Origin of the sequence: Phyllobacterium sp. TAF24 (assembly GCF_052113785.1) — a bacterium.
Lineage (GTDB): Bacteria > Pseudomonadota > Alphaproteobacteria > Rhizobiales > Rhizobiaceae > Phyllobacterium.
This window is the reverse complement of sequence record NZ_JBFRDN010000005.1, coordinates 176,883-201,608: the sequence shown is the minus strand read 5'-3', so window position 1 is coordinate 201,608 and position 24,726 is coordinate 176,883. Positions and strand designations below refer to the sequence as shown.

Annotated in this window: 26 protein-coding genes and 1 riboswitch; of the genes, 14 read left to right on the top strand and 12 right to left on the bottom strand. The window is 55.0% G+C overall.

All coding sequences use genetic code 11. The annotated features are described in order from the left end of the window. Window positions 1-3: 3 nt before the first annotated feature. From AB4Y96_RS06985 to AB4Y96_RS06965, 5 genes are all read left to right on the top strand, one after another. Window positions 4-1,107, top strand: a complete 1,104-nt coding sequence (locus AB4Y96_RS06985) for a microcin C ABC transporter permease YejB (RefSeq protein WP_441916385.1) — start codon at window positions 4-6, stop codon at window positions 1,105-1,107. Further along, complete coding sequence (locus tag AB4Y96_RS06980) at window positions 1,107-2,252, top strand: ABC transporter permease (protein WP_441916384.1); 1,146 nt, start codon at window positions 1,107-1,109, stop codon at window positions 2,250-2,252. The genes AB4Y96_RS06985 and AB4Y96_RS06980 overlap by 1 nt, the downstream gene beginning before the upstream one ends. Beyond that, a complete protein-coding gene (locus AB4Y96_RS06975; protein ID WP_441916383.1) occupies window positions 2,249-3,880 on the top strand; it encodes an ABC transporter ATP-binding protein in 1,632 nt (543 codons plus the stop codon). The genes AB4Y96_RS06980 and AB4Y96_RS06975 overlap by 4 nt, the downstream gene beginning before the upstream one ends. Then, window positions 3,877-4,833, top strand: a complete 957-nt coding sequence (locus tag AB4Y96_RS06970) for a 2-hydroxyacid dehydrogenase (RefSeq protein WP_091878601.1) — start codon at window positions 3,877-3,879, stop codon at window positions 4,831-4,833. Before AB4Y96_RS06975 ends, AB4Y96_RS06970 begins: the two co-directional genes overlap by 4 nt. 48 nt (window positions 4,834-4,881) lie before the next feature. Further along, window positions 4,882-5,044: riboswitch (FMN riboswitch) on the top strand. A gap of 79 nt (window positions 5,045-5,123) precedes the next feature. Next, entirely contained in the window at window positions 5,124-5,615 is a 492-nt protein-coding gene (locus AB4Y96_RS06965) for a 6,7-dimethyl-8-ribityllumazine synthase (RefSeq protein ID WP_091878602.1), read from the top strand. 184 nt (window positions 5,616-5,799) lie between these two features. Here the strand turns inward: AB4Y96_RS06965 and AB4Y96_RS06960 are convergent, their stop codons facing one another. Beyond that, window positions 5,800-6,666: a C40 family peptidase gene (locus AB4Y96_RS06960; protein ID WP_441916412.1), complete on the bottom strand. Its 867-nt coding sequence runs from the start codon at window positions 6,664-6,666 to the stop codon at window positions 5,800-5,802. Then, window positions 6,654-7,004 carry a MarR family transcriptional regulator gene (locus AB4Y96_RS06955; protein ID WP_091878605.1) on the bottom strand — a complete coding sequence of 117 codons (351 nt, stop codon included), beginning with the start codon at window positions 7,002-7,004 and terminating at the stop codon, window positions 6,654-6,656. The genes AB4Y96_RS06960 and AB4Y96_RS06955 overlap by 13 nt, the downstream gene beginning before the upstream one ends. 120 nt (window positions 7,005-7,124) lie before the next feature. Between AB4Y96_RS06955 and AB4Y96_RS06950 the strand changes: the two genes are divergently transcribed. Then, a complete protein-coding gene (locus AB4Y96_RS06950) occupies window positions 7,125-7,754 on the top strand; it encodes a chloramphenicol phosphotransferase CPT family protein (RefSeq protein WP_441916382.1) in 630 nt (209 codons plus the stop codon). A gap of 11 nt (window positions 7,755-7,765) precedes the next feature. On the opposite strand, the gene AB4Y96_RS06945 is transcribed toward AB4Y96_RS06950, so the two are convergent. Next, a complete protein-coding gene (locus AB4Y96_RS06945) occupies window positions 7,766-9,139 on the bottom strand; it encodes a leucyl aminopeptidase family protein (RefSeq protein WP_441916381.1) in 1,374 nt (457 codons plus the stop codon). Between the two features lie 147 nt (window positions 9,140-9,286). Here AB4Y96_RS06945 and AB4Y96_RS06940 point away from each other — a divergent pair, with 147 nt between their 5' ends. Beyond that, a complete protein-coding gene (locus AB4Y96_RS06940; RefSeq protein ID WP_091880088.1) occupies window positions 9,287-10,117 on the top strand; it encodes a tetratricopeptide repeat protein in 831 nt (276 codons plus the stop codon). Window positions 10,118-10,163: 46 nt separating this feature from the next. On the opposite strand, the gene AB4Y96_RS06935 is transcribed toward AB4Y96_RS06940, so the two are convergent. From AB4Y96_RS06935 to AB4Y96_RS06895, 9 genes are all read right to left on the bottom strand, one after another. Further along, window positions 10,164-11,189, bottom strand: coding sequence for a type II secretion system F family protein (locus tag AB4Y96_RS06935; RefSeq protein WP_441916380.1), 1,026 nt, complete (start codon window positions 11,187-11,189; stop codon window positions 10,164-10,166). 14 nt (window positions 11,190-11,203) lie between these two features. After that, entirely contained in the window at window positions 11,204-12,217 is a 1,014-nt protein-coding gene (locus AB4Y96_RS06930) for a type II secretion system F family protein (protein WP_091878610.1), read from the bottom strand. Window positions 12,218-12,244: 27 nt separating this feature from the next. Further along, the gene (locus AB4Y96_RS06925) at window positions 12,245-13,714 is read right to left on the bottom strand and encodes a CpaF family protein (protein ID WP_441916379.1); all 1,470 of its coding nucleotides are present in this window, start codon (window positions 13,712-13,714) and stop codon (window positions 12,245-12,247) included. Window positions 13,715-13,732: 18 nt separating this feature from the next. Then, window positions 13,733-15,016 carry an AAA family ATPase gene (locus AB4Y96_RS06920; protein ID WP_441916378.1) on the bottom strand — a complete coding sequence of 428 codons (1,284 nt, stop codon included), beginning with the start codon at window positions 15,014-15,016 and terminating at the stop codon, window positions 13,733-13,735. 40 nt (window positions 15,017-15,056) lie between these two features. Beyond that, on the bottom strand, window positions 15,057-15,752 hold the full coding sequence (locus AB4Y96_RS06915) for a CpaD family pilus assembly protein (RefSeq protein ID WP_441916377.1): 696 nt from the start codon (window positions 15,750-15,752) through the stop codon (window positions 15,057-15,059). After that, on the bottom strand, window positions 15,749-17,287 hold the full coding sequence (locus tag AB4Y96_RS06910; protein ID WP_441916376.1) for a type II and III secretion system protein family protein: 1,539 nt from the start codon (window positions 17,285-17,287) through the stop codon (window positions 15,749-15,751). The genes AB4Y96_RS06915 and AB4Y96_RS06910 overlap by 4 nt, the downstream gene beginning before the upstream one ends. Window positions 17,288-17,309: 22 nt before the next feature. Next, the gene (cpaB, locus tag AB4Y96_RS06905) at window positions 17,310-18,113 is read right to left on the bottom strand and encodes a Flp pilus assembly protein CpaB (RefSeq protein ID WP_441916375.1); all 804 of its coding nucleotides are present in this window, start codon (window positions 18,111-18,113) and stop codon (window positions 17,310-17,312) included. Between the two features lie 188 nt (window positions 18,114-18,301). Next, window positions 18,302-18,826, bottom strand: coding sequence for an A24 family peptidase (locus AB4Y96_RS06900; protein WP_091878617.1), 525 nt, complete (start codon window positions 18,824-18,826; stop codon window positions 18,302-18,304). 49 nt (window positions 18,827-18,875) lie between these two features. Then, window positions 18,876-19,082, bottom strand: coding sequence for a Flp family type IVb pilin (locus AB4Y96_RS06895; protein WP_091878619.1), 207 nt, complete (start codon window positions 19,080-19,082; stop codon window positions 18,876-18,878). Between the two features lie 276 nt (window positions 19,083-19,358). Here AB4Y96_RS06895 and AB4Y96_RS06890 point away from each other — a divergent pair, with 276 nt between their 5' ends. The 7 genes from AB4Y96_RS06890 to rpsT all read left to right on the top strand — a co-directional run bounded on the left by AB4Y96_RS06890 (window position 19,359) and on the right by rpsT (window position 24,593). Next, window positions 19,359-19,778: a pilus assembly protein N-terminal domain-containing protein gene (locus AB4Y96_RS06890; protein WP_441916374.1), complete on the top strand. Its 420-nt coding sequence runs from the start codon at window positions 19,359-19,361 to the stop codon at window positions 19,776-19,778. A 219-nt stretch (window positions 19,779-19,997) separates the two neighbouring features. Beyond that, window positions 19,998-20,513: a TadE/TadG family type IV pilus assembly protein gene (locus AB4Y96_RS06885; protein WP_091878620.1), complete on the top strand. Its 516-nt coding sequence runs from the start codon at window positions 19,998-20,000 to the stop codon at window positions 20,511-20,513. Window positions 20,514-20,653: 140 nt separating this feature from the next. Continuing rightward, window positions 20,654-21,166: a TadE/TadG family type IV pilus assembly protein gene (locus AB4Y96_RS06880; protein ID WP_441916373.1), complete on the top strand. Its 513-nt coding sequence runs from the start codon at window positions 20,654-20,656 to the stop codon at window positions 21,164-21,166. Between the two features lie 95 nt (window positions 21,167-21,261). Beyond that, a complete protein-coding gene (locus tag AB4Y96_RS06875; protein ID WP_441916372.1) occupies window positions 21,262-22,497 on the top strand; it encodes a phosphopentomutase in 1,236 nt (411 codons plus the stop codon). After that, a complete protein-coding gene (mutM, locus tag AB4Y96_RS06870) occupies window positions 22,490-23,383 on the top strand; it encodes a bifunctional DNA-formamidopyrimidine glycosylase/DNA-(apurinic or apyrimidinic site) lyase (protein ID WP_441916371.1) in 894 nt (297 codons plus the stop codon). The genes AB4Y96_RS06875 and mutM overlap by 8 nt, the downstream gene beginning before the upstream one ends. Window positions 23,384-23,396: 13 nt before the next feature. After that, complete coding sequence (locus AB4Y96_RS06865) at window positions 23,397-24,170, top strand: enoyl-CoA hydratase (RefSeq protein ID WP_091878627.1); 774 nt, start codon at window positions 23,397-23,399, stop codon at window positions 24,168-24,170. A gap of 156 nt (window positions 24,171-24,326) precedes the next feature. Beyond that, entirely contained in the window at window positions 24,327-24,593 is a 267-nt protein-coding gene (gene rpsT, locus AB4Y96_RS06860) for a 30S ribosomal protein S20 (RefSeq protein WP_091878628.1), read from the top strand. Window positions 24,594-24,726 lie beyond the last annotated feature (133 nt).

The following is a 24,726-nucleotide window of genomic DNA, read 5'->3' as shown; positions in this document are numbered from 1 at the left end:
TTAATGGGAGCCTATATTCTACGGCGTTTGCTTCTGATGATACCGACCCTGTTCGGGGTTTTGCTAGTCTGCTTCGTGATTGTACAATTCGTGCCCGGTGGTCCTGTGCAGCGCATTATCGGTCAGTTGACCGGTCAGGGCGGCAATGCACTTGATCGTATCGGCGGTGGCGGAGCCGATTTTGGCCAGACCAATGAATCGCTTGGCACGGGCGCAGCCAATTCGAAATATCGTGGTGCGCAGGGCCTCGACCCTGCCTTTATCGCCAGCCTTGAAAAGCAGTTTGGCTTGGACAAACCGCCGCTGGAGCGTTTCCGCCTTCTGGTGTGGAACTATCTGCGCTTTGATTTTGGCCGGAGCTATTTTCGCGATATCAGCGTGGTGCAACTCATCAAGGAAAAACTGCCCGTTTCCATATCGCTGGGGCTATGGATGACGCTGATATCCTATGCGATTTCCATACCGCTGGGCATTCGCAAGGCCATCAAGGATGGCTCTGCCTTCGACGTCTGGACCAGTGCCGTTGTCGTTGTCGGTTACGCCATACCGGGGTTTCTGTTCGGTATCATGCTCATCGTGTTTTTTGCCGGTGGCTCATTCTTTGACTGGTTCCCGCTGCGCGGCCTGACCTCGAACAATTTCGCCGACCTCTCCTTCTTCGGCAAGATTGTGGACTATGCCTGGCATATCGCCTTGCCCTTGACCGCCATGCTGCTCTCGGCCTTCGCCACGACGACGCTTCTGACCAAGAACTCGTTTCTCGATGAGATCCGCAAGCAATATGTCACGACAGCCCGCGCCAAAGGCCTGACCGAACGCAAGATTCTCTATGGTCATGTCTTCCGCAATGCGATGCTGATTGTCATCGCCGGGTTTCCCAGCGCGTTCATCTCGATCTTTTTCACCGGCCAGCTGCTGATTGAGGCGATCTTCTCGCTCGATGGGCTTGGACTGCTTGGCTATGAATCGATCATCAACCGGGATTATCCTGTCGTGATTGCCACGGTCTATATCTTCGCGCTGGTTGGCGTGGTGATCAGCCTTCTCTCCGATCTGCTTTATACGTGGATCGATCCGCGTATCGATTTTGAGCGGAGGGACGTCTGATGAGCGATACGACCATCGGTACCCAAGCTGCACCCGCCGCAACGCGTCGTGCGCGTATGTCACCGCTCAACGCCCGGCGCTGGCAGAATTTCAAGGCCAACCGGCGCGGCTGGTGGGCGTTGTGGATATTCCTGTTCCTGTTCATTGGCTCACTTGGCGGCGGGCTCATTGCCAATGACAAGCCAATCATTGTTTCCTACAAGGGCGAGATCCTGTTTCCGGTGCTGGTCGATTATCCGGAGGAAAAATTCAACGGCTTCTATGCGGTGACGGATTATCGCGATCCGGTCATTCAGGACGAGATCAAGGCCAATGGCTGGGCCATCTGGCCGCCTGTCCGCTATTCGTACCGGACCGTCAACAACGAGCTTCCCGATACGGCGCCGTCAAAGCCCTTCTGGCTCTACACGGCTGAGGAGCGTTGTGCGCGCTATCCCCAAGGGGTGAACGACGCCAATTGCACGTTCGGCAACATGAATATTCTGGGAACCGATGATCAGGCGCGTGATGTGTTTGCCCGCGCGCTTTATGGTTTTCGTATTTCCGTGCTGTTCGGCCTGATCCTGACCGCAGCTTCGGCTGTGATCGGCGTGACGGCGGGTGCCTTGCAGGGCTATTTCGGCGGCTGGCTTGACCTTCTGGCACAGCGTTTCATCGAAATCTGGTCCTCGGTGCCAACGCTCTATCTGCTCTTGATCATGGCCTCGATCCTGCCTCCGGGTTTCTGGATTCTGCTCGGGATCATGCTGCTGTTCTCATGGGTGCATTTTGTCGGCATTGTCCGTGCGGAATTCCTGCGCGCCCGCAATTTTGAATATGTGAATGCGGCACGGGCGCTTGGCGTGCCTGACCGGACCATCATCTTCCGGCATCTTCTGCCCAATGCCATGGTAACGACGCTGACCTTCCTGCCCTTCATCCTCAACAGTTCGATCACGACGCTGACGTCGCTTGATTTTCTCGGATTTGGCCTCCCGCCCGGTTCACCGTCGCTTGGCGAACTACTCGCGCAAGGCAAGAACAATCTGCAGGCGCCATGGCTGGGCCTGACCGGGTTCATCGTTATTTCGCTGATGCTGTCGCTGCTGATCTTTGTCGGTGAAGCGACCCGTGACGCATTCGATCCGCGCAAGGCTTTCAAATGAGTGCGTCCCCTCTCCTTTCCGTGCGTGACCTCTCGGTTGCCTTCACCCAGAATGGCCGCCAGTCGATTGCGGTCGATCACATCTCCTTTGATATTGCTCAAGGTGAAACAGTTGCCCTTGTCGGCGAATCCGGTTCCGGCAAGTCAGTCTCGGCCCTCTCGATCCTGAAGCTCCTGCCCTATCCACCAGCTTCGCATCCATCCGGGCAAATTCTGTTCAACGGGCAGGACCTTCTTGATAGCGACGAGGATGATTTGCGCCGCGTGCGTGGCAATGACATCACCATGATCTTTCAGGAGCCGATGACCTCGCTCAATCCGCTTCATTCGATCGAGAAACAGATCGTTGAGGTGCTGAAGCTGCATCAGGGCATGGGTGACAAGGCTGCCAAGCAGCGCACGCTTGCACTGCTCAATGAAGTGGGTATCCGCGAGCCGGAAAAGCGCCTCGATGCCTATCCACACCAACTGTCAGGCGGGCAGCGGCAGCGTGTCATGATTGCCATGGCGCTGGCCAACAAGCCGAAGCTGCTGATCGCCGATGAGCCGACGACAGCGCTTGACGTGACCGTGCAGGCGCAAATCCTGCAACTGCTTGCGGACCTTAAAAAGGCGCAGGGCATGTCGATGCTGTTCATCACGCATGATCTTGGCATTGTCCGCAAAATTGCCGACCGCGTCTGCGTCATGACCAAGGGCAAGATTGTCGAGACGGGGCCGACGAAGGAAATCTTCGACAACCCGCAGCATGAATATACGCGCCACCTTCTGGCCGCTGAACCGAAGGGCAATCCGCCTTCAGCTGATCTTTCAGCCACCCCTGTCATGCGCGGTGAACAGGTCAAGGTGTGGTTCCCGATCAAGCAGGGTTTCCTGCGCCGTACCGTTGATCATGTGAAGGCGGTGGATGGTATCGATGTCACTATTCGCGCCGGACAGACGCTGGGTGTTGTCGGTGAATCCGGTTCGGGCAAAACCACGCTTGGCCTCGCCTTGTCGCGCATGATTTCATCGCAAGGTGTCATTCGCTTTGGTGAGAAGGACATCAACCAGTTCTCGTTCAAGCAGATGCGGCCCCTGCGGCGGGAATTGCAGATCGTGTTTCAAGACCCCTTCGGTTCGCTGTCGCCGCGCATGTCGATTGCCGATATTGTGGCTGAAGGTCTTGCCGTCCACGAGCCGAAACTGTCGGCGGATGAACGGGATGCGCGTGTTGTTGCGGCTCTCAAAGAAGTCAATCTTGATCCGGAGAACCGCTTCCGCTATCCGCACGAGTTTTCGGGCGGCCAGCGCCAGCGCATTGCCATTGCCCGCGCCATGGTGCTCAATCCGCGCTTTGTCATGCTGGATGAGCCAACCTCTGCGCTCGATATGAGCGTGCAGGCACAGGTGGTCGATCTGTTGCGCGGATTGCAGCAAAAGCACAATCTGGCCTATCTTTTCATCAGCCACGACCTCAAAGTGGTGAAAGCGCTGGCCAATGATGTGCTGGTGATGCGCAATGGCAAGGCGGTAGAATATGGTCCGTCGGAGGAAATCTTCGCTAATCCGAAGAGCGACTATACAAAAGCACTGATGGCAGCAGCCTTCAGGATAGAAACGGCCGAACAGGGAGCAGTAAGCGAATGACCGGGACAAGCGACACGATTTTTCTGGCTGTAACGGGTTGGGACCCGGAAGTCTGGCTCTCGGAATTTGCCAAGAACGATCCTGCCCGCAAACTCGTGCTGAACACCGATACGGACAAGGAAAAGGTCCGTTATGCGCTGGTGTGGAAGCAGCGTCCGGGATCGCTTGCCGATCTGCCGAACCTGAAAGTCATCTTTTCGCTCGGTGCTGGCGTTGATCACGTTTTCCATGACGACCGGATTCCCGATGTGCCAATCGTTCGCATTGTCTCGCCTGACCTGACTATGCGCATGACCGAATATGTGGTCTGGCAGGTGCTGGATCACCATCGCCTCGGCTTGCGCTACCGGCAGCAACAGGCTGGCAAGGTCTGGCACGAAGACCGGCGCCAGCCCGCCGCCCATGAAGTCAATGTCGGCATTCTCGGCATGGGCGTACTTGGCCGCGATGCTGCCCTCAAGCTGCGCGCGCTGGGCTTCAAGGTGAGCGGCTGGAGCCGCAGGCCGCAGTCCGTCGAGGGTGTGACCAGCCATCATGGTCCCGATGGGTTGAAGGCTTTCCTGAAGGATGCGGATATTGTTGTGTCCCTGCTGCCATTGACGCCAGAAACCAAAAACATTCTTTCCATGAGCCTTTTTGCCCAGATGAAACACGACGGTCCTCTTGGACCGCCAAGCCTGATCAATGCCGGTCGTGGCGGCCTGCAGAACGAGGCGGATATTCTGGCGGCGCTCGAACGCGGCATGCTCTCGGCTGTCACGCTTGATGTTTTCAATAAGGAGCCATTGCCAAAGGATAGTCCATTGTGGACGCATCCACAGGTGATTATCACACCACACGCAGCGGCAAGCTCCAGTCCATCCGCACTTGTTCCTGAGATCATCGCGCAGATTGAATCCTATGAGCGTGGTGAGCCACTGAAAAATATTGTCGACAGACAAGCGCAGTATTAGAAAAATTTGGCTTTGACCGCCGCTGCTGTTCGGATAGATTGCCCCCGTAAGTGTTCTCAGGGCGGGGTGTAATTCCCCACCGGCGGTAATCACTGGGTGTCGAAAGATGTCAGGTGCGAGCCCGCGAGCGCTTTCCGGTTCGCCGGAAAGGTCAGCAGATTTCGGTGCAATTCCGAAGCCGACGGTATAGTCCGGATGAAAGAGAACAACTGAAAGCAAGGGCTGCCGTCAGGCAGTCCCTGAGCATTTTTGGTTGTGCCCTGATTCACGTCAACTCGTAGGAGACAGACATGGATCAGTTCCAGAATAACAATACCCCACATCCCGCACCACGCATCGCCTTTATCCAGGCCCGATGGCATTCGGAAATCGTCGATCAATGCCGTATCGGCTTTGAAGGCGAACTCAAAAGTCAGGGCGTCATCCCCGCACGATTCGATGTCTATGACGTGCCGGGTTCATTCGATATTCCGCTTTTGGCCAAGAAGCTGGCAGAAACCGGGCATTATGATGCAATCGTCGCAACGGGTCTGGTCGTTGATGGCGGCATCTACCGGCATGATTTCGTCGCCGGAACAGTGGTGAATGCGCTTCTCACCGCCCAGATGGAAACGGGTGTTCCGATGCTGTCAGCAGTGCTGACCCCGCATCATTTTCAGGAACACGCACAACATATCGAGTTCTTCACCAAGCATTTTCTGACCAAAGGTCAGGAAGCAGCGCGTGCGTGTTTGCAGATTATCGGAACGTTCAGGCGCGTGGCTGAATTGACGGCTGCTTGATCTGAGAGAGGGAGCATTCACCCCCCCTCTGCCCTGTCGGGCATCTCCCCCACAAGGGGGGAGATCACATTGGCAGTAACGCCTTTGCACAACCGGAAATGTTTCAGATTGTGCAAGATGGTATTGAAGGCTGATCTCCCCCCTTGTGGGGGAGATGGGCGACAGCCCAGAGGGGGGTGAAAAACTACAACCGCCGCACCGCTGTCGGCTTGCCATAGAGATAATCAATCCGCTCGATAGCATCATGCAGAGGTTCAAGCGTCACGCTCATGGTATGGCCACTCGCATGAAGCAACATGGAATGGCTGGCCATCATGGCGGCATGGCCTTTCCAGAAAACAAAATCACCGCGCTTCAGATTTTTATAATTTTCATCCGGCTCCACCGCGTCGCCTATGGAAGCCGCCTGCATATCCGAATCGCGCAATACGGACTGCCCGGTCATCAGCAGCGACAATTGCAAAAGACCGGAGCAATCGATGCCAAAGCCTGATACGCCGCCCCAGAGATAGGGGGTGTGAATCAAGGTTTCGGCCACAGCCACATGATCGTCAGTAACTTCATCAATAGGCACGAGGTGCTTGGCGATGATCGCCTCACCACTTGGCAAAAGACCATAAAGCGTACCCCGGCGTTCCTCACCGCCCTTTATCGTGACCAGCGATCCCATGGACAGGGCGTTGGTCGGCGGAAACTTCAGGTCCGAACCCGGATAGACAAAGGTGCGCGGTGCGATAACAATATGGGTTGGCTCGTCATAGCGCTGATCAAGCGTGGTATCGACGATATAGCCGACATAGCCATCGCGTTCGTTCTGGACCCAGCACCAGCCATTGCTGTCTTCAAACACCAGGACATCATCGCCAAACAGAAATTGCGTGGTCACACCGGCATCGCCGCGCGCTTCGCCCCGCACATCGACCACCGGATCGGAAATGCGCATGGGCTTGCCTTCGACAAACTGATCCGCCTCGACCTGTCCGCGCAGGCTTTCATCCGCCAGATCGGGGCGGAATGCATTCAACCGTTTATCCAATGTCACAGGGGTAATCCTCTTGCTTTGGCAATCACAAGGTCGCCGAGCTTTTCAACATAGAGCGCACCTTTTACCGTTCTCTTGACGAGAACATTGCGCTTGTCCTTTTCATCACGATGACGATCCACCAATCCATAGCCACCCATTGTGTCAAGCGCACGGGTGATCACCGGCTTGGTCACTTTCAATTTCGCAGCCATACCACGGATCGTATGCGGCGGCGGTTCCAGATAGACAGTCAACAGCACGGCCAATTGCCGCATTGTCAGATCATGCGCATCATCCCGCACTTCGGAGATGGCAATTTCCTTCCACAATGTCAGCGCCTGAAACGGCTTGAGTTCAATCTGCATAAAAGGCTTCCGAGATCATTTCGGTTCCGTATCATTTTATTCTCTGCCACGGTAAGTGCAAGCTGTTCATTTTATTCGGCAAGTCGGGTTAAATTGAGCCTGTATAGAGCGAGGTTTTCCATGGAATATGGCCAAATCATTATCCTGAACGGAGCACCCCGCTCCGGAAAATCCAGCATCGTTGAAGTCATTCAGGAAACATTCAGCGGCGTCTGGATGAATCTGGGCGTTGACCACACGATGCGGATCACACCGCCGCGCTATCAGCCGGGTATCGGATTGCGCCCCGGCGGTGAGCGGCCAGATATCGAACCGCTCCTTCCCATGTTCTATGCGGCCCTTTATGAATCCATTGCGGCGCATAGTCGGCTTGGCCTGAACGTCGTGGCCGATATCGGTCATCACGACAGCTACACAAAGCCGCTTCATATCCTCATCGATTGTGCGCGGCGTTTGAGTGGCCTGCCTGTGCTGTTTGTCGGCGTTCGCTGTTCTCTCGAGGTCATCATGCAGCGCCGCAATGCCGGTCAGCCGGGACGTGATGGCCAGTATGAGACGGGAACAGTTGATACGCCAATGCCGGCAGCCGTACTGCGCTGGCAGGAGGCTGTTCATCATCCCGGCATTTATGATCTGGAAGTCGACACATCAGCACAAAGCCCGCAGGATTGTGCTGCATTGATCGCCCAAAGACTAAATCATGGTCCGGTGCACCCGACAGCGTTTGAAGAACTCGCTGCCGGACACTGATAAGAACACCGTTATTTGCTGGCCGGGAAACGAGCCTTCAGCAAATGATATAGCGCCCTTATCGCCTGCGCTTCACCGCCAATGGGTGAATGCGGCTTTTCCACCGGGTTCCAGCCGTAAATGTCGAAATGGCCCCAGACTTTGGCCTTTTCAACAAAGCGTTTCAGGAACAGAGCTGCTGTCACTGAACCGGCAAAACCATCTGTTGTTACGTTGTTGATATCGGCAACACGGGATGAAAGTTTTGCCTCATAGGGCTGCCAAAGCGGCATCCGCCATACCGGATCGCTTACAGCTTCAGAAGCCTTGGCAACATCGGCCGCAAAAATCTCATCGTTCGAATAGAATGGCGGCACATCAGGGCCGAGCGCAACACGCGCTGCGCCAGTCAAGGTTGCCATATCGATCAGGATTTCCGGCTCTTCCTCATCGGCCAGCGCCAGCGCGTCGGCAAGGACAAGCCGCCCTTCCGCATCGGTATTGCCGATTTCAACCGTGATCCCCTTGCGGCTGGTCAGAATATCGCTTGGGCGGAAGGCATTGGCGGAAATGGAGTTTTCGACAGCTGGAATGAGAACACGCAAGCGAACAGGCAGTTTCGCATCCATGATGATGCTTGCAAGTGCCAGCACATTGGCTGCGCCGCCCATATCCTTCTTCATCAAAAGCATGCTGCTCGCTGGTTTGATATCAAGACCGCCGGTATCGAAGCAGACACCCTTGCCGACAAGCGTTACCTTTGGTGCATCCTTCTTGCCCCAGACCAGATCGATCAGGCGCGGCTCTTCGCTTCCAGCGCGGCCAACGGCATGGATCATCGGAAAATTCTTCTTGAGCAGCGCATCACCCTTGATCACATCGACAGATGCCTTGTGCTCGTCGCCCAATTTGCGCATAGCGGCTTCCAACGCGTCGGGACCCATATCATTGGTCGGGGTGTTGATGAGGTCGCGCGCGAGCGTGACCGCCCTTGCCTGCCGCTTGACGTCGGCCTTATCCGCGCCATCAGGCAATGCAAGCGAGACTTCCGTATCGTCCTTCTTCACATAACGGGTGAATTTATAGCCGCCGAGCAGGAAGCCGAGTGCTGCAAGATCCGGCTGGTTAACCGGACCGGCCAGATGCCATGCACCTTTGGGCAAAGCCTGCGCCAGTTTGCCTGCGGCCAGCCGGTTTTCATCCTTGCCTGTGCCAAGCAGTGCGCCGGATATTTCACCCTTTTCACCGGGAACAACAAGCAGCCTGCCAGCCTGACCTTCAAACCCGTTTGCATGGGCCCAGGCGAGCGTTACCGCGTCAAGTCCAAGGGCCTCCAACCCGCCCTTCGGGACGAACCAGACGGGCCTGCTGCCCGGTGACTTCTGTTTGGTGATTTCGGCAGACATGATTGTTTACTCCTGGGGTCAATTTTATGCATTTACGCCTGCAAACATGGCGTCATTAACGGTCCGTTAGGGTTAACAGAATATTTCTTTCGCATGGGATTGGTTAACGCACCAATGAACGTGCGGTGGGATCTGACGGGGCAAATTATGACAAGCGCAGGGATTATTCAACGCAATCGCCGTCTCATTTTTTCCGCCGCAATAATTGCCCTTGCCGCGGGTATTTCCGGTTGCGCTACAACCGACAAAACAACCACTGGATCTATTTCCCCCGCTTCCACCACGGCAGCACCAGCGGGCAATTTCGATCAGATGAATGCGCAGCAGCTCGCGCAAGCATCATCCAGTCTTGGAGCGCGTTATCAAGGCAATCCCAAGGACAAGACCACGGCGATGAATTTTTCCACCGTGCTGCGTATGACAGGCCGCAATGATCAGGCACTAGCGGTGATGCGCAGTCTGGCCATTGCCTACCCGAAAGACCGTGATGTGCTTGCTGCCTATGGTAAGGCACTGGCGAGCAGCGGCGAATTTGAAGCCGCGCTTGATGCAATTCGCCGCGCGCAGACACCCGAATATCCCGATTGGAAACTGCTTTCCGCTGAAGGCGCTATCCTTGACCAGCTGGGCAAGACCAGCGAGGCCCGCAACATCTACAAGCAGGCTACGGACATCAATCCAAATGAGGCATCGCTGCTCTCCAATCTTGGCATGTCCTATGTCCTGTCAGGCGAGTTGAATACGGCGGAGACGTATATGCGCAAGGCTGTTGGCGCTCAAGGTGCCGATAGCCGTGTCAGGCAGAATCTGGCGCTCGTTGTCGGACTTCAGGGCCGGTTCGCAGAAGCGGAAACAATCGCCAAACAGGAACTCTCGCCGCAACAGGCAGAGACCAATGTCAGGTATCTTCGCTCGATGCTTGCCCAGCAGAACTCCTGGAACATGCTGAAAGACAAGAAGAAGCCCAACAACAGTTGAACCTTCCAAGAGCATGGAAACAGCCGCATGATGAGAAGCGGCCTGTTTATTTGAGCGCGCCGAAAATGCCGCCTTGCGCCGAAACCTGAATGATCGCGGGTCCGAGAATGACCGCGAAAAGCACCGGCAGAAGAAACACAATCATCGGAACGGTCAATTTGGGCGGCAAGGCTGCCGCCTTCTTCTCGGCAGCATTCAGACGGGCTTCGCGGCTTTCATCGGACAAGGTTCGAAGCGCGCCGCCTATGGATGTACCGTAACGTTCGGATTGGGTCAGGGCCTGTACGACTGATTTGACCGACTCCAGCCCAGTGCGCGTTGCAAGATTTTCATAGGCCAACCTCCGCTCGGGCAGAAAGGAAAGTTCTGCATTCGTCAGGACAAACTCTTCGGCCAGCGCCGTTGACTGAACGCCGATCTCCTCCGACACCTTCTTGAAGGCGGCCTCGATCGACATTCCGGATTCAACGCAGATCAGCATGAGATCAAGGGAATCCGGCCACGCCATCTGGATCGAGTGCTTGCGCTTGCTGCCCGCATTGCTGACATACAGATTGGGCGCGTAAAAACCGACATAGCCGCCAACAAGACATACGAGTACGCGTACCATTGTCGGCTGCCCCCAAAGACCATTCAGGCCGAATATCCAGAAGGCTGTCAGGGTGAATGTCAGAAATGGCAGACCGAAACGGGCCGCCAGGAACACATTCAGTGCATTCTGCCCGCGAAAGCCGGCCGTGCGGAGTGATGCCAGTGTCTTTTCATCGGCAAGCGCCCGTTGCAGGTCCAGCTTTTCGACAAATTGCCGGACGCCCTGCCGCTGGGCCATGCGCAGGCTACCCTGCGAAGTGGCCTTATGTCGGCTGATGCTTTCAGCCGCAAGACGCGTGCGATCTTTCGCACGCAATTGATCCCGCTCCAAAGCCACCGATTTCATCCGCGTTTTCAAAACGGATGTGCGAAGTTTCGGCAGGAAAATCGTCATAACCGTTGCAAAGGCTGAAACAGCCACAAGCACAGCCCGAACGGTGTCCGGATTGTCATGCACGGCTTTGAGAAGGGAAGAAAACACCGCGCTTGCTCCGTCTAGAATTTGAAGTTGATCATTTTGCGCATCACAAGGATGCCGATGGACATCCAAACGCCTGCGCACATCATGATGAGGTTACCTTTATCGGTCGTGAACAGCAGCGAAATGTAACCGGGGCTTGTTATGTAAACGAGCCCGGCAACAATGAAGGGCAATGCTCCGATAATATAGGCGGATGCCTTGGCTTCCATGGACAGAGCCTGCACTTTCGCCTTCATTTTTTTGCGGTCCCGCAATACGCGCGAAAGATTGCCAAGTGCTTCGGATAGATTGCCGCCCGCCTGCGATTGGATCTGGATGACGATCCCAAAGAAGCTTGCTTCGGGACAGGGCATGAACTCCGACATGCGCATTGCCGCTTCCGGAATGCTCACGCCGACCTGCTGCATATCGACAATCCGCCGAAACTCCGTGCGGACAGGTTCCCGCGCTTCCTGCGCAATCAATCGAATTCCATCATTGAGCGGCAGTCCCGACCGTATGGCGCGCACGATGACGTCAATGGAGTTTGGAAATTCGTGCAGGAAGGCGGCAACGCGCCGCCGTCGCATATAATAAACAAAGGCGCGTGGCAGACCCAAAGCGCCAATCAGGAAGAAGCCGGGCGCCAGATAAAGCGGCGCACCGAAGAATACGCGCAGAAAGACCAGAACAATCCCGACAATGCCCGAATAAATATAAAAGCGCCTGACTGTGACTTTCAGGCCCGCCTGTTGGAGCAGCATCTTCAGCGGAGGGGATTTGATGTTCTTGTCCCGCAGCTTTTGCCGCTGGTCGATATCGTTCAGCGTGTCCTGCACCGATTTGCGGCGCTTCACGGCCTCCGCCTGTTTATCCCGGGCGCTGGATTTACTCAGACTGTCGGTTGCTGCCAGCTTGACCGACTTTAAACGATCATCGGACTTTTTCTGCTGTTCGATTTGGTCGAAGACGCAGAAATAAGCCAAGGAGGCGAGCGAAAGTGTTGTCAGCACGACAAATGCGAGTTGCTCGAAATCAAGACCGAACATCGCCATGCTCCCGCCGCGCTAACAATCTCATGACTGGACTTCCATCGCGTCGATGGCCTGCGCCAGCCTATGCTCTTCATTGTAGTATCGTGCGCGATCCCAGAATTTCGGACGGCTCAATCCCGTCGAGACATGCTTTCCAACAAGACGGCCATTGGCGTCTTCGCCTTCGATATCGTAGACCATGAGGTCTTGCGTGATGATCACATCGCCTTCCATGCCAACGACCTCGGTCACATGGGTGATGCGCCGGGAGCCATCGCGCAGACGTGCGGCCTGAATGATAATATCGACAGAACCAACAATGATCTCACGCACGGTCCTTTGCGGTAGCGCGAAGCCGCCCATGGCAATCATAGACTCCATGCGGCTCAAACATTCGCGCGGGCTGTTGGCGTGAATGGTACCCATCGACCCATCGTGGCCGGTGTTCATGGCAGACAGAAGATCAAACACCTCGGGTCCACGCACCTCACCGACGATAATACGTTCCGGGCGCATACGCAGACAGTTCTTCACGAGATCACGCATGGTGATCTCGCCCTCGCCCTCCAGATTGGCCGGGCGGGTTTCAAGACGGACCACATGCGGCTGCTGCAACTGAAGTTCAGCGGAATCCTCGCAGGTGATGATACGTTCATCCCTGTCGATATAGTTCGTCAGGCAGTTCAGAAGCGTCGTCTTGCCCGAACCCGTACCACCCGAGATAACAATATTGCAGCGAACACGACCAATGATCTGCAGCAGTTCAGCGCCGGGAGGCGAGATGGCGCCAAGGCGAACCAGTTGATCAAGGGTCAGCTTGTCCTTCTTGAATTTGCGGATGGTGAGAACCGGCCCGTCAAGCGCAAGAGGTGGGGCAATGACATTGACACGCGAGCCGTCAGGAAGACGCGCATCGCATATGGGGCTCGATTCATCAACGCGGCGGCCAACCTGGCTGACAATGCGCTGGCAGATGTTCAGAAGTTGCTGATTGTCGCGGAACCGGACGCTGGACTCCTGTACCTTTCCGAGGACTTCGATGTAGGTCTTGCGCGCGCCGTTGACCATGATATCGGCAATGTCATCGCGCGCCAGCAAAGGCTCCAGCGGACCATAGCCAAGAACATCGTTGCAGATATCATCGAGCAGTTCTTCCTGCTCGGCAATCGACATGGCAAAGTTCTTGATCGCGATGATGTCGTTGACGATGTCGCGGATTTCTTCGCGCGCAACGTCTGGATCAAGTTTCGACAATTGCGAAAGATCGATCGTATCGATCAATGCTGTAAACACCTGCGATTTGGTGTCGTAGTAGCTCTCGTTCTTTTCGCGTTGCGGTGCGGCTGGTTTTGGCGGCTGTTCGACAACGGCAAGACGCTTTATCTCGGCAACATCGCGCGGAGAACGCGCAGCATCCGGTGCAGCGTGCATCGGCAACGCCGTCTCAAGCGCAATTGCCCGAAACTCCTGAATCGGGCGGCCTTCTCCCGTACTTCCGCGTTTGCCGAACATGGGTTTATTCCTTCAATGTCATTTCTTGCGCTTCAGTTTCGACAGGACTGAAGAAAGTACCGGCTTCCTCTTGGCCTTCAATTCGAGGCGGCCAGTCAGGATGTGGGCAATCTCATTGATATTCTGGACAATTGCATTGGCGGAATCAGTCTCCGCAAGCATCCGTCCATTGTTGGCAGCATTTCCAAACAGTGCAGGATCAAATGGAATCACACCCAGCGGCGCAATTCCCAGCGGGCTGCAGAAATCCGCCGGTGCAATCTCAGGCCGTTTGGGAATTCCAACCTGATTGAGAATGAGGCGCGGCGGCCCGTCATTTGGCCGCAACTGTTTCAACGTATCGAGCAGATTTTTGGTATTGCGCAGATTGGCTAGTTCAGGCGAAGCGACAATGACGATCTCGTCAGCCCGTGCGAGCGTAGTGCGGGTCCAGCCGTTCCAGCTATGCGGAATATCCAGTACCACATGGGGAACAGAGCGCTGGGCAACATCAATCAGATGAGCGAAGGAATCCTCGCGAAAGTCAAACACGCGGTCGAGCGTGGATGGCGCGGCAAGCAGAGACAGGTTCTCCGCACATTGGGCAAGAAGCCGGTCGAGATAGACATCATCAATGCGCTCTGGCGAAAAGACCGCTTCCGCTATGCCCTGCGGCGGGTCCTGATCGAAATTGATATTGGCTGTGCCATAGGGCAAATCCATATCAGCAATGACGACTTCGTTCTTAAAGAGCGACGAGATGGACCAGGCAATATTATGCGCGATGGTAGACGCACCAACACCACCCTTGGCGCCGATAAATGCAATGGAACTTCCCAAAGGCTTGGCGTCTGGATCAACGAACAAGCCGCCGATCACGCCGATAATATCGGCCAGATCAATTGGAGCGACCATATATTCGGAAATGCCGTTGCGCAGAAGTTCGCGGTAAAGCCAGACATCATTGTAGTGACCGATAATGACGACCTTGGTGCTCGGATCGCAGACCTGAGAAAGCGCGGCAAGCTGTTCCAACATATCGCGAGGCGCTGCCGATGATTCCAGAAGAATGAGATTGGGCGTCGGCATCGTCTGAAAGAGTTCGACGGCACTGCCTATCCCGCCCATATGCAGCTGGGCATGGGTCTTCGCCATACGGCGGTCTTCGCTTGCCCGCGATATCTGCTGTGCAACAGCGTCCGTTTCGCAAAATGCCTGTATCGATATACGAGGTATGGGCCTGTAGGCATGCAGCCCGGTAGTGGCCGCACGCCCGCTGCCGTCCTCCAACTGAATTTCTGATTCAAAGGCCAACTGGCTCATTCTGGCATTCCGCTTTTCAAAAAGAGGTGCTGTTCATCTGTTAGTATTTGACTTCCTGCGTGTAGACAGGCTGTGGCGTTGTGGCGTTTCTGTAGGCATCGATTACCTTGCCGCGGCGTTCGGCATCAATTGAAGTGGTCGCTCTTGGTCCAAGCAAATCAGCCGGATTGGCAATCTGTGCCGCGAGATTGTTCTGACTGGCACAACCAAAATTCTGATAATGCTTGTTGTCAGCGGTATCGAGAATATCCTTGGGCCACTGGCCGCAAGGGCCAGTCGAGGCGGTCATTGCAGAATAAGACAGGCGAATGGGCGCCGATTCATCAGGATCAGCCTTATAGCGCTCGCTGGAAATATTGAACGGCTTTACGCCGCTTTTGCGCAAGGTCGCGATAATATCATCCCGCAATCGGGCGGCAGCACGCTCATTGGATGTGCCCGATGGCAACAGGATATGAATAACGCCGGACCCATTGGCATGATAATTGGCCAGCACATTCTGAACGATGCTGCGCTGGGTTATGGAGAGCCTGCTGTCAGCATGGCCCACCGGAATATCCGCAACCTGCTCTTTTTCCGAGATGACAATCGGGTGATTGGTTCGATAATCATCCGGGATGCTGCCAACCGTTCCACTGCGGTCAGCGCAACCGGCAAGGAATGTGATCGCAATGAGAGCAAGCACCTGTTGCATGCGCATGGATTTCTTGTCTGACATGGAGAGGTCCTTGCTCATTTGTAGATGTATCCAACAACGCCTTCATAGCGCCCGGCCGGGGCGGCAGAAGCGTTCGTGCCATAGACCCGATTGACTTTGCCGAGGAACATTCCCGCCGCATCGCTGGCAAGGTTGAGATTATCGTCAGGGCGGGCAAGCGCATTTCGGGCCACCGGGCGAACGAGATAGGGCGTGATGATAATGACAAGCTCGGTTTCGTTGCGCACGAAGTCACGGCTGCGGAAGAGGGTGCCGAGTATTGGAATCTTGGAAAGTCCCGGAAAGCCCGATATTGCCTGGCGAGCATCATCGCGCATGAGTCCTGCGATCATCATTGATCCGCCGGACGGAAGCTCAACTGTGGTGTCAGCGAGGCGCTTGCGTATCGAAATGATATTTGCTGACAGCTCTTGGGCAGACGTACCCATAGGAAGAGAGCCTTCAACGGTAGGCTCAGACACAGATGTTCTGACTTTGAGACTGATGCGCCCCGGCGAAAGGACGACGGGCACAAATTCAAGGCCGATGCCGTATTCCACCGTCTTGTGTTCGCGCGTGACCTTGCCTTTATCGTCAACATCCTGTCCCGAAAGAATGTTGTATTCCCCACCTACGCGGAAGGTTGCCTTTTCGCCTGATATCGCTGTGAGGGTTGGTTCGGCCAATGTCTTCATCACACCGGCCAATTCCATTGCATTCAGGTATGCCCCGATCGATGTACTGCCGATCTTTGCATTTATACCGGCTCCAGACCCACTCAAAGGCACACCGAGACCTGCAATGTTTTGAGAAAGCCCGGCAAAGCTTATGCCGTTGCTGCTCCCTGAAGCCACGAGGTTCACACCCAGTTGCTTCATCACGGTGCGACTGACTTCCGCCACGGTAACCTTGAGCGTCACCTGATCTTCGCCGGCAATCTGGATCAGATTGACGATCTTGCTTTTCTGGCGTGCCTCATCCTGATTGCCAATGATGACACTGGTACCACTACCGCCGGTTACGCTGTTCTGCGAATATTGACCGGTTGTTGCTTCACCGCCTGTTACCAGCAAGGTTGCAAGATCGGTCGCACGCTTGGCGTCGAGCGGGGTCTGCACTGTTCCCGTCAAAATCACATTATCATTGAGAAGCTCGACCTTGATGTCGGAATCGGGGATGTATTTCTTCAGACTGCCTTCAAGACCAGCGACATCACGTTCGATCACCAGATCAAAGCTTGCAAGCTGCTCGCCATTTGGCCCGAAGACGAAGATATTCGTCTGACCGACCTGTTTTCCAAAGAGATAGATGCGGCGGGCCGTGCGGGTAACAGCGTCAGCAACCGTCGGATTGGCAACAAGAATATCGTAGGCATCCGCGGGGAGATCAACGACAAGCGACTTATTGAGAGCAAGGTTGATCCGCTTCGATACGCCCTGCCCCTGGTTCAGCTTGACCACATTACTTTCAGCAACGGCACTTGTCTGTATTGGCAAAAGAGCGATGCCGCAGCCTGCTGCAATGAGTCCGGCTTTCCAGAATCGAGACAGGCGGTTGTCGCATTTGCGCGTCATGACGATTGATCCGAACCCCATTTTATTTGCGCCCCAATATTTCAGTGACAGTTCCGGATTTGATGAGTTTGACGTTTCCGGCACGTCCCGGTGAATTGACGAGATATTCAGCACCGGGCCCTGTCGGCTCCTGCACATCCTGCAGGGATCGCAGCACCAGCGTCATCCGGCTCGCCATCTGCTGCGCGACCGACAATATCTCTGCCTGTTGCGGGGTCAGTTCGAGCGTTGCGGTGGAGCCCACTTTGTTTTTCTGGCCGGTCTCGTCTTCCTGAATTGTTTGATCAATGGCGAGAACCCGCACATTGCTGAGAATTGTTTCGGTAGTGAATTGCTTCTGTTCGCCTTCCACCTGCCGGATCATGATCACGTCGACATAATCATTGGGCAGGATAAAGCCGCCAGCGGCAGTGTCAGCTGCAATCTGCGTTGCCACTGCACGCATCCCGGCGGGCAATTGCGCTGACATGAAGCTCTGGCCCTTGCCGATCAGCTTGGCTTCACGGATCGGTTCTCCCGGAAATATCTGCAACCGGACGGTAGATCCGCTCAGTTCTTTCTCAGCGTTTGGTCGCTCTGAACGTTTGATATAGCCGTCAGCCAATGCCGCTACAGGCCATGGCTGCCAGCGCATCTGGTTTTGCATTTCGGCACCAACGCCAAGGCCATCGGTGGCAACCAACACATCCTGAAGTTCAATTTGGGGCAGAGGTGGCGCGACGGCTTCAACAACCGGAGCATCGGGCTTCATATTCATTGCGATATAGCCAGCCGCACCGGCAGCCGTTATCGCCACGATGAGAATAACAACGCGTGCCTTTTGCATCGACCAACCCCAATAGACTTTTGTCTAAGTTTACCCAGGGTTGTACCTTGGCTTCGCAATCGTGTAATTATGGTTAATACTTTGCTTAAAATGATGATTAATGGGGACAATCTGGTCGTATTTTGTACTGTTTCAATCCAATCCTACGCGCATGCCGTGCGGAGGATCGGAAAGCCAACCAGAGGCTGTTAAATATGGGCCAATCGGTCCACAACCCACAGACACATGGGCGATGACGGAAACACTAGCAAACCGGCTGCTCCGAGAGCCACACCGTAGGGCACGCCTTCCTCTTTCTGTGCCAATCGTTGCATGAAATTAAGCCGCCCCGCATATACAATAGCCAGATGCGAGCTTCGATATCTAAGGATTGCCAGTGTCAGAGCCCCGCCAAGCAGCGACAGAATGAGCAGATAGCCTGCCAATTCCATGTTCCATCCGATCCAGACTGCCGTTGACGTCATAAGCTTGGCATCGCCGCCGCCCATGGTTCCGGTCGCAAACAGCAGGAACGTGACCGCAAGAACTGCACCACCGGCTGCAAAATGCAGGCCGTAAATATCCCAAGGCATTCCGGTGAGAGGAGCCAGCACGGCAAACGAAACGAGCAAGATGACCGAGACACGGTTCTGGATTGTCATGGAGAGAAGATCGGATACGCCCGCAAATGCCATCGCAAAGGGGAAGACGATCAATATTGCTGCTTCAATCATCGCTCTTGTCCATCACGCCGAGCGTCTGAGCCGTTTTTGCGTTTGAACATCACTGGGCCACGTCTACAACTTTGGTAGAGACGCTTTCATAGGTGGCTTTGACGGCAGTTCCGAGCGTTCCTGCGCTGGAGACGATCCCGATGGAGATGATGGCCGCAATCAGGGCATATTCAATGGCAGTTGCTCCGGATCTGTTCCGGGGAAAGCCGGTGAAAGCATTGTCACCCGGCTCTGCGAGATGTTTTACGTTGAACATTGTGATCTCCCGCACTTCTGTTGCCATTTATCGTGGCCATTTTTGTAACGTGATATGTTTGGAGATTATCCGCGACGAATTGCTTTCATCTTAAAAAAGACCGTTACGAAAGGATGAACCTGAAGCCTAAAATTGTTGGCTCGACGTGCACTCATAACCTATTGCCGCGAACAGAGCAGCCGCTCAAAATTATGCTTAACAAGCGGTTCACGGATTAAGCCTTCTTTCACCAATCACGGGCATGGTTCATCCAACGATTTTGCGAAGGGCATTCCCATGGTTCGACATCACGGCACGATCATTGCACTTGCGCTTTTGGCTGCTCTGTCGAGCGCGGCACAAGCTGGTGCTGATACCGGCATCCATGTTGTGATGAATCAGGCCACCGTTCTGAAGCTGGCCCGCCCTGCGGATACGGTCGTTGTCGGCGATCCTGAAATAGCCGATGCGGTTGTGAAAGATTCAAAAACGGTGGTGCTGACAGGAAAAGGTTTCGGTGTGACGAACATTGTCATCATGGACGCCGATGGCAGCGCCATTGTCGATGATCACGTTCTCGTCAGCCGCAGCGTCGCCAACACCGTGCGTGTCTATAGGCGCGCTGCTGTCCAGACACTCTCATGCTCGCCCTTTTGCGAAACGTCCCAGAAGACCGACGCTGAAAAGAAATCCGATACGGAAATCGGCGGCAACTGATAATCTCCCCCGTTCACCTGCATCAAAGTTGAGAAAGAGTGAATTCGCTCGTCGCAATTTGCATCTGGCTTCAAACGAGATTCTAACATCTGGCTGATAGAGCTTTGTCCGGCGCGATAATACGGAGAAAGACAATCCATGGTGCGGGGAGCTGTTACAACTGATTTACAGGAAGGTAATGGCCCTTCTGGACCAGCATGCGGCGAACGCAGGCCTTCAATGTTTGCACGGTTCTGCAGGAACAATCGCGGTACCGTTGCAATCGAGTTTGCCCTGATTGCCCTTCCCTTCTTCCTGCTCATTTTTGCTATTATTGAAATCAGCCTGAGCTTTACCGCCGAACAGGTCATGTCCAACACCGTTGATGATCTCTCGCGCAAACTGAGAACCGGCCAGCTCAAAGCCAGCGACGTAAGCGGCACCAAGTTGGCGACGCTCATTTGCGGCCAGTTGCTCATGCCCGCAGCCGGTTGCCCTGATCTCGTCGTCGATTTGCAAACATATGCGACCTTCAAGGCTGTGCCGAAGACCATTCCACTCAAGGCGGACAACGATGTCGACGCGTCCGGGTTCAAGAACGCTCCCGGTGGCGCAGGAACAATCAATCAGCTGCGGGTCTTTTACCGCTGGCCTATCCTTACCGATTTGATGAAGCCCCGCATTGAAAGCATAAAGGGGCAAGGGAAGACCCTGCTCTTCTCAACGGCAACCTGGCAAAACGAGCCCTATCTGTGATTGTCCGCCAGCCTTCCCAACATTCCCTGTCTTCAGCGAGAGCCCGCACCATGCAGCCCTGTAAAAGCCTGTTTGCAATCGCCAGTAATTTGAAAGCCTCTTTTACGGATTTCCTGAGAGATCAACGTGGTGTTGCAGCAATGGAATTTGCATTGATTGCACCGGTGATGATCCTGCTTCTGCTTGGCAGCGTTGAAGTGACGAATGGAATTGACGTCAACAGAAAACTCGCGCGCTCCGGGAGTATGGTGGCCGATCTGGTGACGCAGCAGCAATCGGTCACGAAGGACCAGATTAACAATATCATGGAGATCGCCGGTCTGACGCTTCTGCCTTACCAGCGTGATTTACCGCAAATCACGGTGACATCCATCAATGTTCCTGGAGATGGCAGCAGTGCGACGGTTGCGTGGTCGCAGCGCCGGGTCAACCAGTCGGTCACAACGCCTTATGCGAAAGGCAGCACAATCGCCATTGATCCCAATCTGCGCGTCGCGGGCACAAACATCACATTTGTACGTGTTGACACAAATATCACCTACATACCGCTCGTCGCCTGGACAATCGACACCTCAGGCAAAGGCATTGCCATGGCGAAGATGATCTATGGCCGCGTCCGTCAAGGTACAGCGGTCGCTTGCAGCAATTGCTGAGATAGCAGATCGCCTTCAAGAGCTGCTGTTACTTGATGTTTGTCATCCGCTTCAGTTTCACCTATCTGTGGAAGGTGGTTCTGATGGAGTAATGCATGTCTCGCGCTTTTCTTTTTGTGCTCGATTCCTTTGGCATAGGCGGCGCGCCGGATGCTGCAGCTTTTGGTGATGCAGGCGCAACAACGCTGGGGCATATTGCGGAAGCATGCGCTCAAGGACGCGGCGACAAGGATGGGTTGCGTTCCGGCTCGCTCGCTCTGCCAAAAATGGCTTCACTCGGTCTCTTCCACGCAGCCAATCTTGCGTCTGACTTTGAAATTCCGTCTGATATAACTGATCCGGTCGGATTGTGGGGAGCCGCAGAAGAGGTTTCCAATGGCAAGGATACACCGTCAGGTCATTGGGAAATCGCTGGCGTACCCGTAACCTTTAACTGGGGTTACTTCCCGCAGGTAATCCCGACCTTTCCTGACAGTCTGATTGCAGAAGCCGTCCGCCGTGCCAATTTACCGGGTATTCTGGGCAACAAACATGCGTCTGGAACTGACATCATCGAGGAGTATGGCGAAGAGCATATTCGCAGCGGCAAGCCGATTTTCTATACGTCAACGGATTCCGTAATCCAGATCGCTGCGCACGAACAGCATTTTGGCCTCGACCGGCTTTACAAGCTTTGCGAGATCATGCGCGAGCTGGTCGATCCGCTGAATATTGGCAGGGTGATTGCGCGGCCCTTCGTGGGCGAAACCAAAGAAACCTTTGAGCGCACCGGTAATCGCCGCGACTATTCCGTCCCACCACCCGAACCGACATTGCTCGACCGCCTGACCGATGCTGGCCGCACTGTCATCGCGATCGGCAAGATCGGCGATATCTATGCGCATAAGGGCGTATCGCAAGTGCGCAAGGCCAATGGCAATATGGCCCTTTTTGACGAAACGTTGATTGCCATGGACGATGCGCAGGACGGTGATCTGGTGTTCACCAACTTCGTCGATTTTGACATGCTTTACGGCCATCGCCGTGATGTACCCGGTTACGCCGCAGCCCTCGAAGCCTTTGACCGCCGCCTGCCGGAAGCATTGGCAAAATTGCGGGCCGGTGATCTGCTCATCCTGACAGCCGATCATGGTTGTGATCCAACCTTCAAGGGGACAGATCACACGCGCGAACGCGTTCCGGTTCTGTGTTTCGGGCCTGACCTGCCGCACGGATCGCTGGGTGTGCGTCCGACCTTTGCCGATATTGGTGAAACTATTGCTGCTCATCTCGACATTGCACCCGGCCCACACGGCAAGAGCTTTCTGCGAGGCACAGCATCCCATGCCTGAACTTCCTGAAGTCGAAACAGTTCGCCGTGGGTTGCAGCCCTTCATGGAAGGCGCCACCATTGCGCGTGTCGAGCAGCGCCGGCCGGATCTGCGCTTTCCCTTTCCGGAAAATTTCGCGCAAAGGCTGACGGGGCGCCGGATCGATTCTCTGGAACGCCGGGCCAAATATCTGATTGTACATCTCGACGATGGTTTGGGATTGATCAGCCATCTGGGAATGTCTGGCTCCTACCGGATCGAGCAGGACGAGGAAGAAACGGCGCCGGGTGTGTTTCACCATGAACGATCGCGCAATACGACACACGACCATGTGGTGATCCATGTGGAATCAAAAGAACGTGTGAAAAGTCGTATCATCTACAACGATCCACGCCGTTTCGGCTTTATGCTGTTTGCTGAACCCGGTGCGCTCAACACCCACAAATTCATTCAGGATCTCGGCATCGAGCCCACGGGCAACCGACTGGATGGCGCACTGCTCGCAAAACTTTTCGAGAACAAGAATGCGCCGTTGAAAGCAGCCCTGCTGGATCAGACATTGATTGCCGGCCTTGGCAATATCTATGTCTGCGAAGCTCTCTGGCGCGCCGAGCTGTCACCTCTGCGCGTCGCCGGGACCATAACTGGCGGGAACAGCGAACCTACTCTCATGGCGGAGCGGCTTGCCACCTCCATTCGCTCCGTCATCTCCGATGCGATTGCCGCAGGCGGGTCCAGTCTGAAGGACTACCGGCAGACCGACGGGGAGCTTGGCTATTTCCAGCATTCATTTTCTGTCTACGATCGCGAAGGCGAGCCTTGCCCGCGTCCTGCCTGTGATGGCACGGTAACGCGCATCGTCCAAAGCGGACGGTCGACATTTTTCTGCCCGATCTGCCAGCATTAGGAGGAGTACCCGCATGGCCTACGAAAATATCATCGTCGAAACGCGCGAGAAGGTTGGCTTCATTCAACTTAATCGACCGCAGGCACTGAATGCGCTGAATTCCGCCTTGCTTGCCGAGCTGAGCGCGGCGCTGGAAGACTTCGAAAAGGACGACCGGATCGGTGCCGTTGTCATTACCGGCTCTGAGAAGGCATTTGCTGCCGGTGCCGACATCAAGGAAATGCAGACACTCCAATTCGCCGATGCTTATCTCAGCGATTATTTCAGCGAATGGGAGCGGGTCACGCGTCTGCGCAAACCACTGATCGCCGCGGTGGCCGGCTATGCGCTGGGCGGTGGCTGCGAGCTTGCCATGATGTGCGATTTCATCATTGCAGCAGATACCGCCAAATTCGGGCAACCCGAGATTACACTTGGCGTCATGCCCGGCATGGGTGGCTCCCAGCGGTTAACGCGCTTTGTCGGCAAGTCCAAGGCAATGGACCTGTGCCTGACCGGACGCATGATGGACGCTGCAGAAGCGGAGCGGAGCGGCCTTGTGGCGCGCGTGGTGCCCGCTGGCGAGCTTATTGAGGAAGCATTGAAGGCGGCCAAGAAAGTTGCCTCCTTTTCTCTGCCGGTTGTCATGATGACCAAGGAGACGGTCAACCGCGCCTATGAAACAACGCTGTCAGAAGGATTGAGGTTCGAACGGCGCTTGTTCCATTCCATGTTTGCGCTGGAAGATCAGAAAGAGGGAATGGCGGCCTTTGCGGAAAAGCGCACGCCAAATTTCAAGAATCGTTGAGGGAGAAATATCCACCGGCAAGGCGACGATTCCAAGTTGACGCAACAGGAAACGTCATCTATAAGCCCGACAACGTTTGGTGGCCCCTCGGCCACCCTATTATTTTGTGACGGCCGCTTTGAAGCTGCCGAGTAGCTGACAGAAAAGAGAGGCATCATGGCCAACACTCCTTCGGCCAAGAAAGCGGCGCGTAAGATTGAAGCCCGCACCGAAGTAAATAAATCCCGCCGCTCACGCGTGCGCACCTTCCTTCGCAAGTTCGAAGATGCGGTGGCAAGCGGTGATCAGGCAGCCGCTTCCGTAGCCTTCAAGGCTGTTGAACCGGAAGTAATGCGCGCTGCTACCAAAGGCGTGATGCACAAGAACACGGCATCCCGGAAGGTTTCCCGTCTTGCACAGCGCCTTAAGGGCATGTCTGCGTAACTAGACAGAAATAGTCTATTTTGAACCCGGCTGGTCTTTAGCCGGGTTTTTTATTTGCCGTTTTTTTGAGCATAAATTCGTTTCCAGTGAAAAAGATTGTGGCATATCAAAACCCTGACATATGCCGGTCACA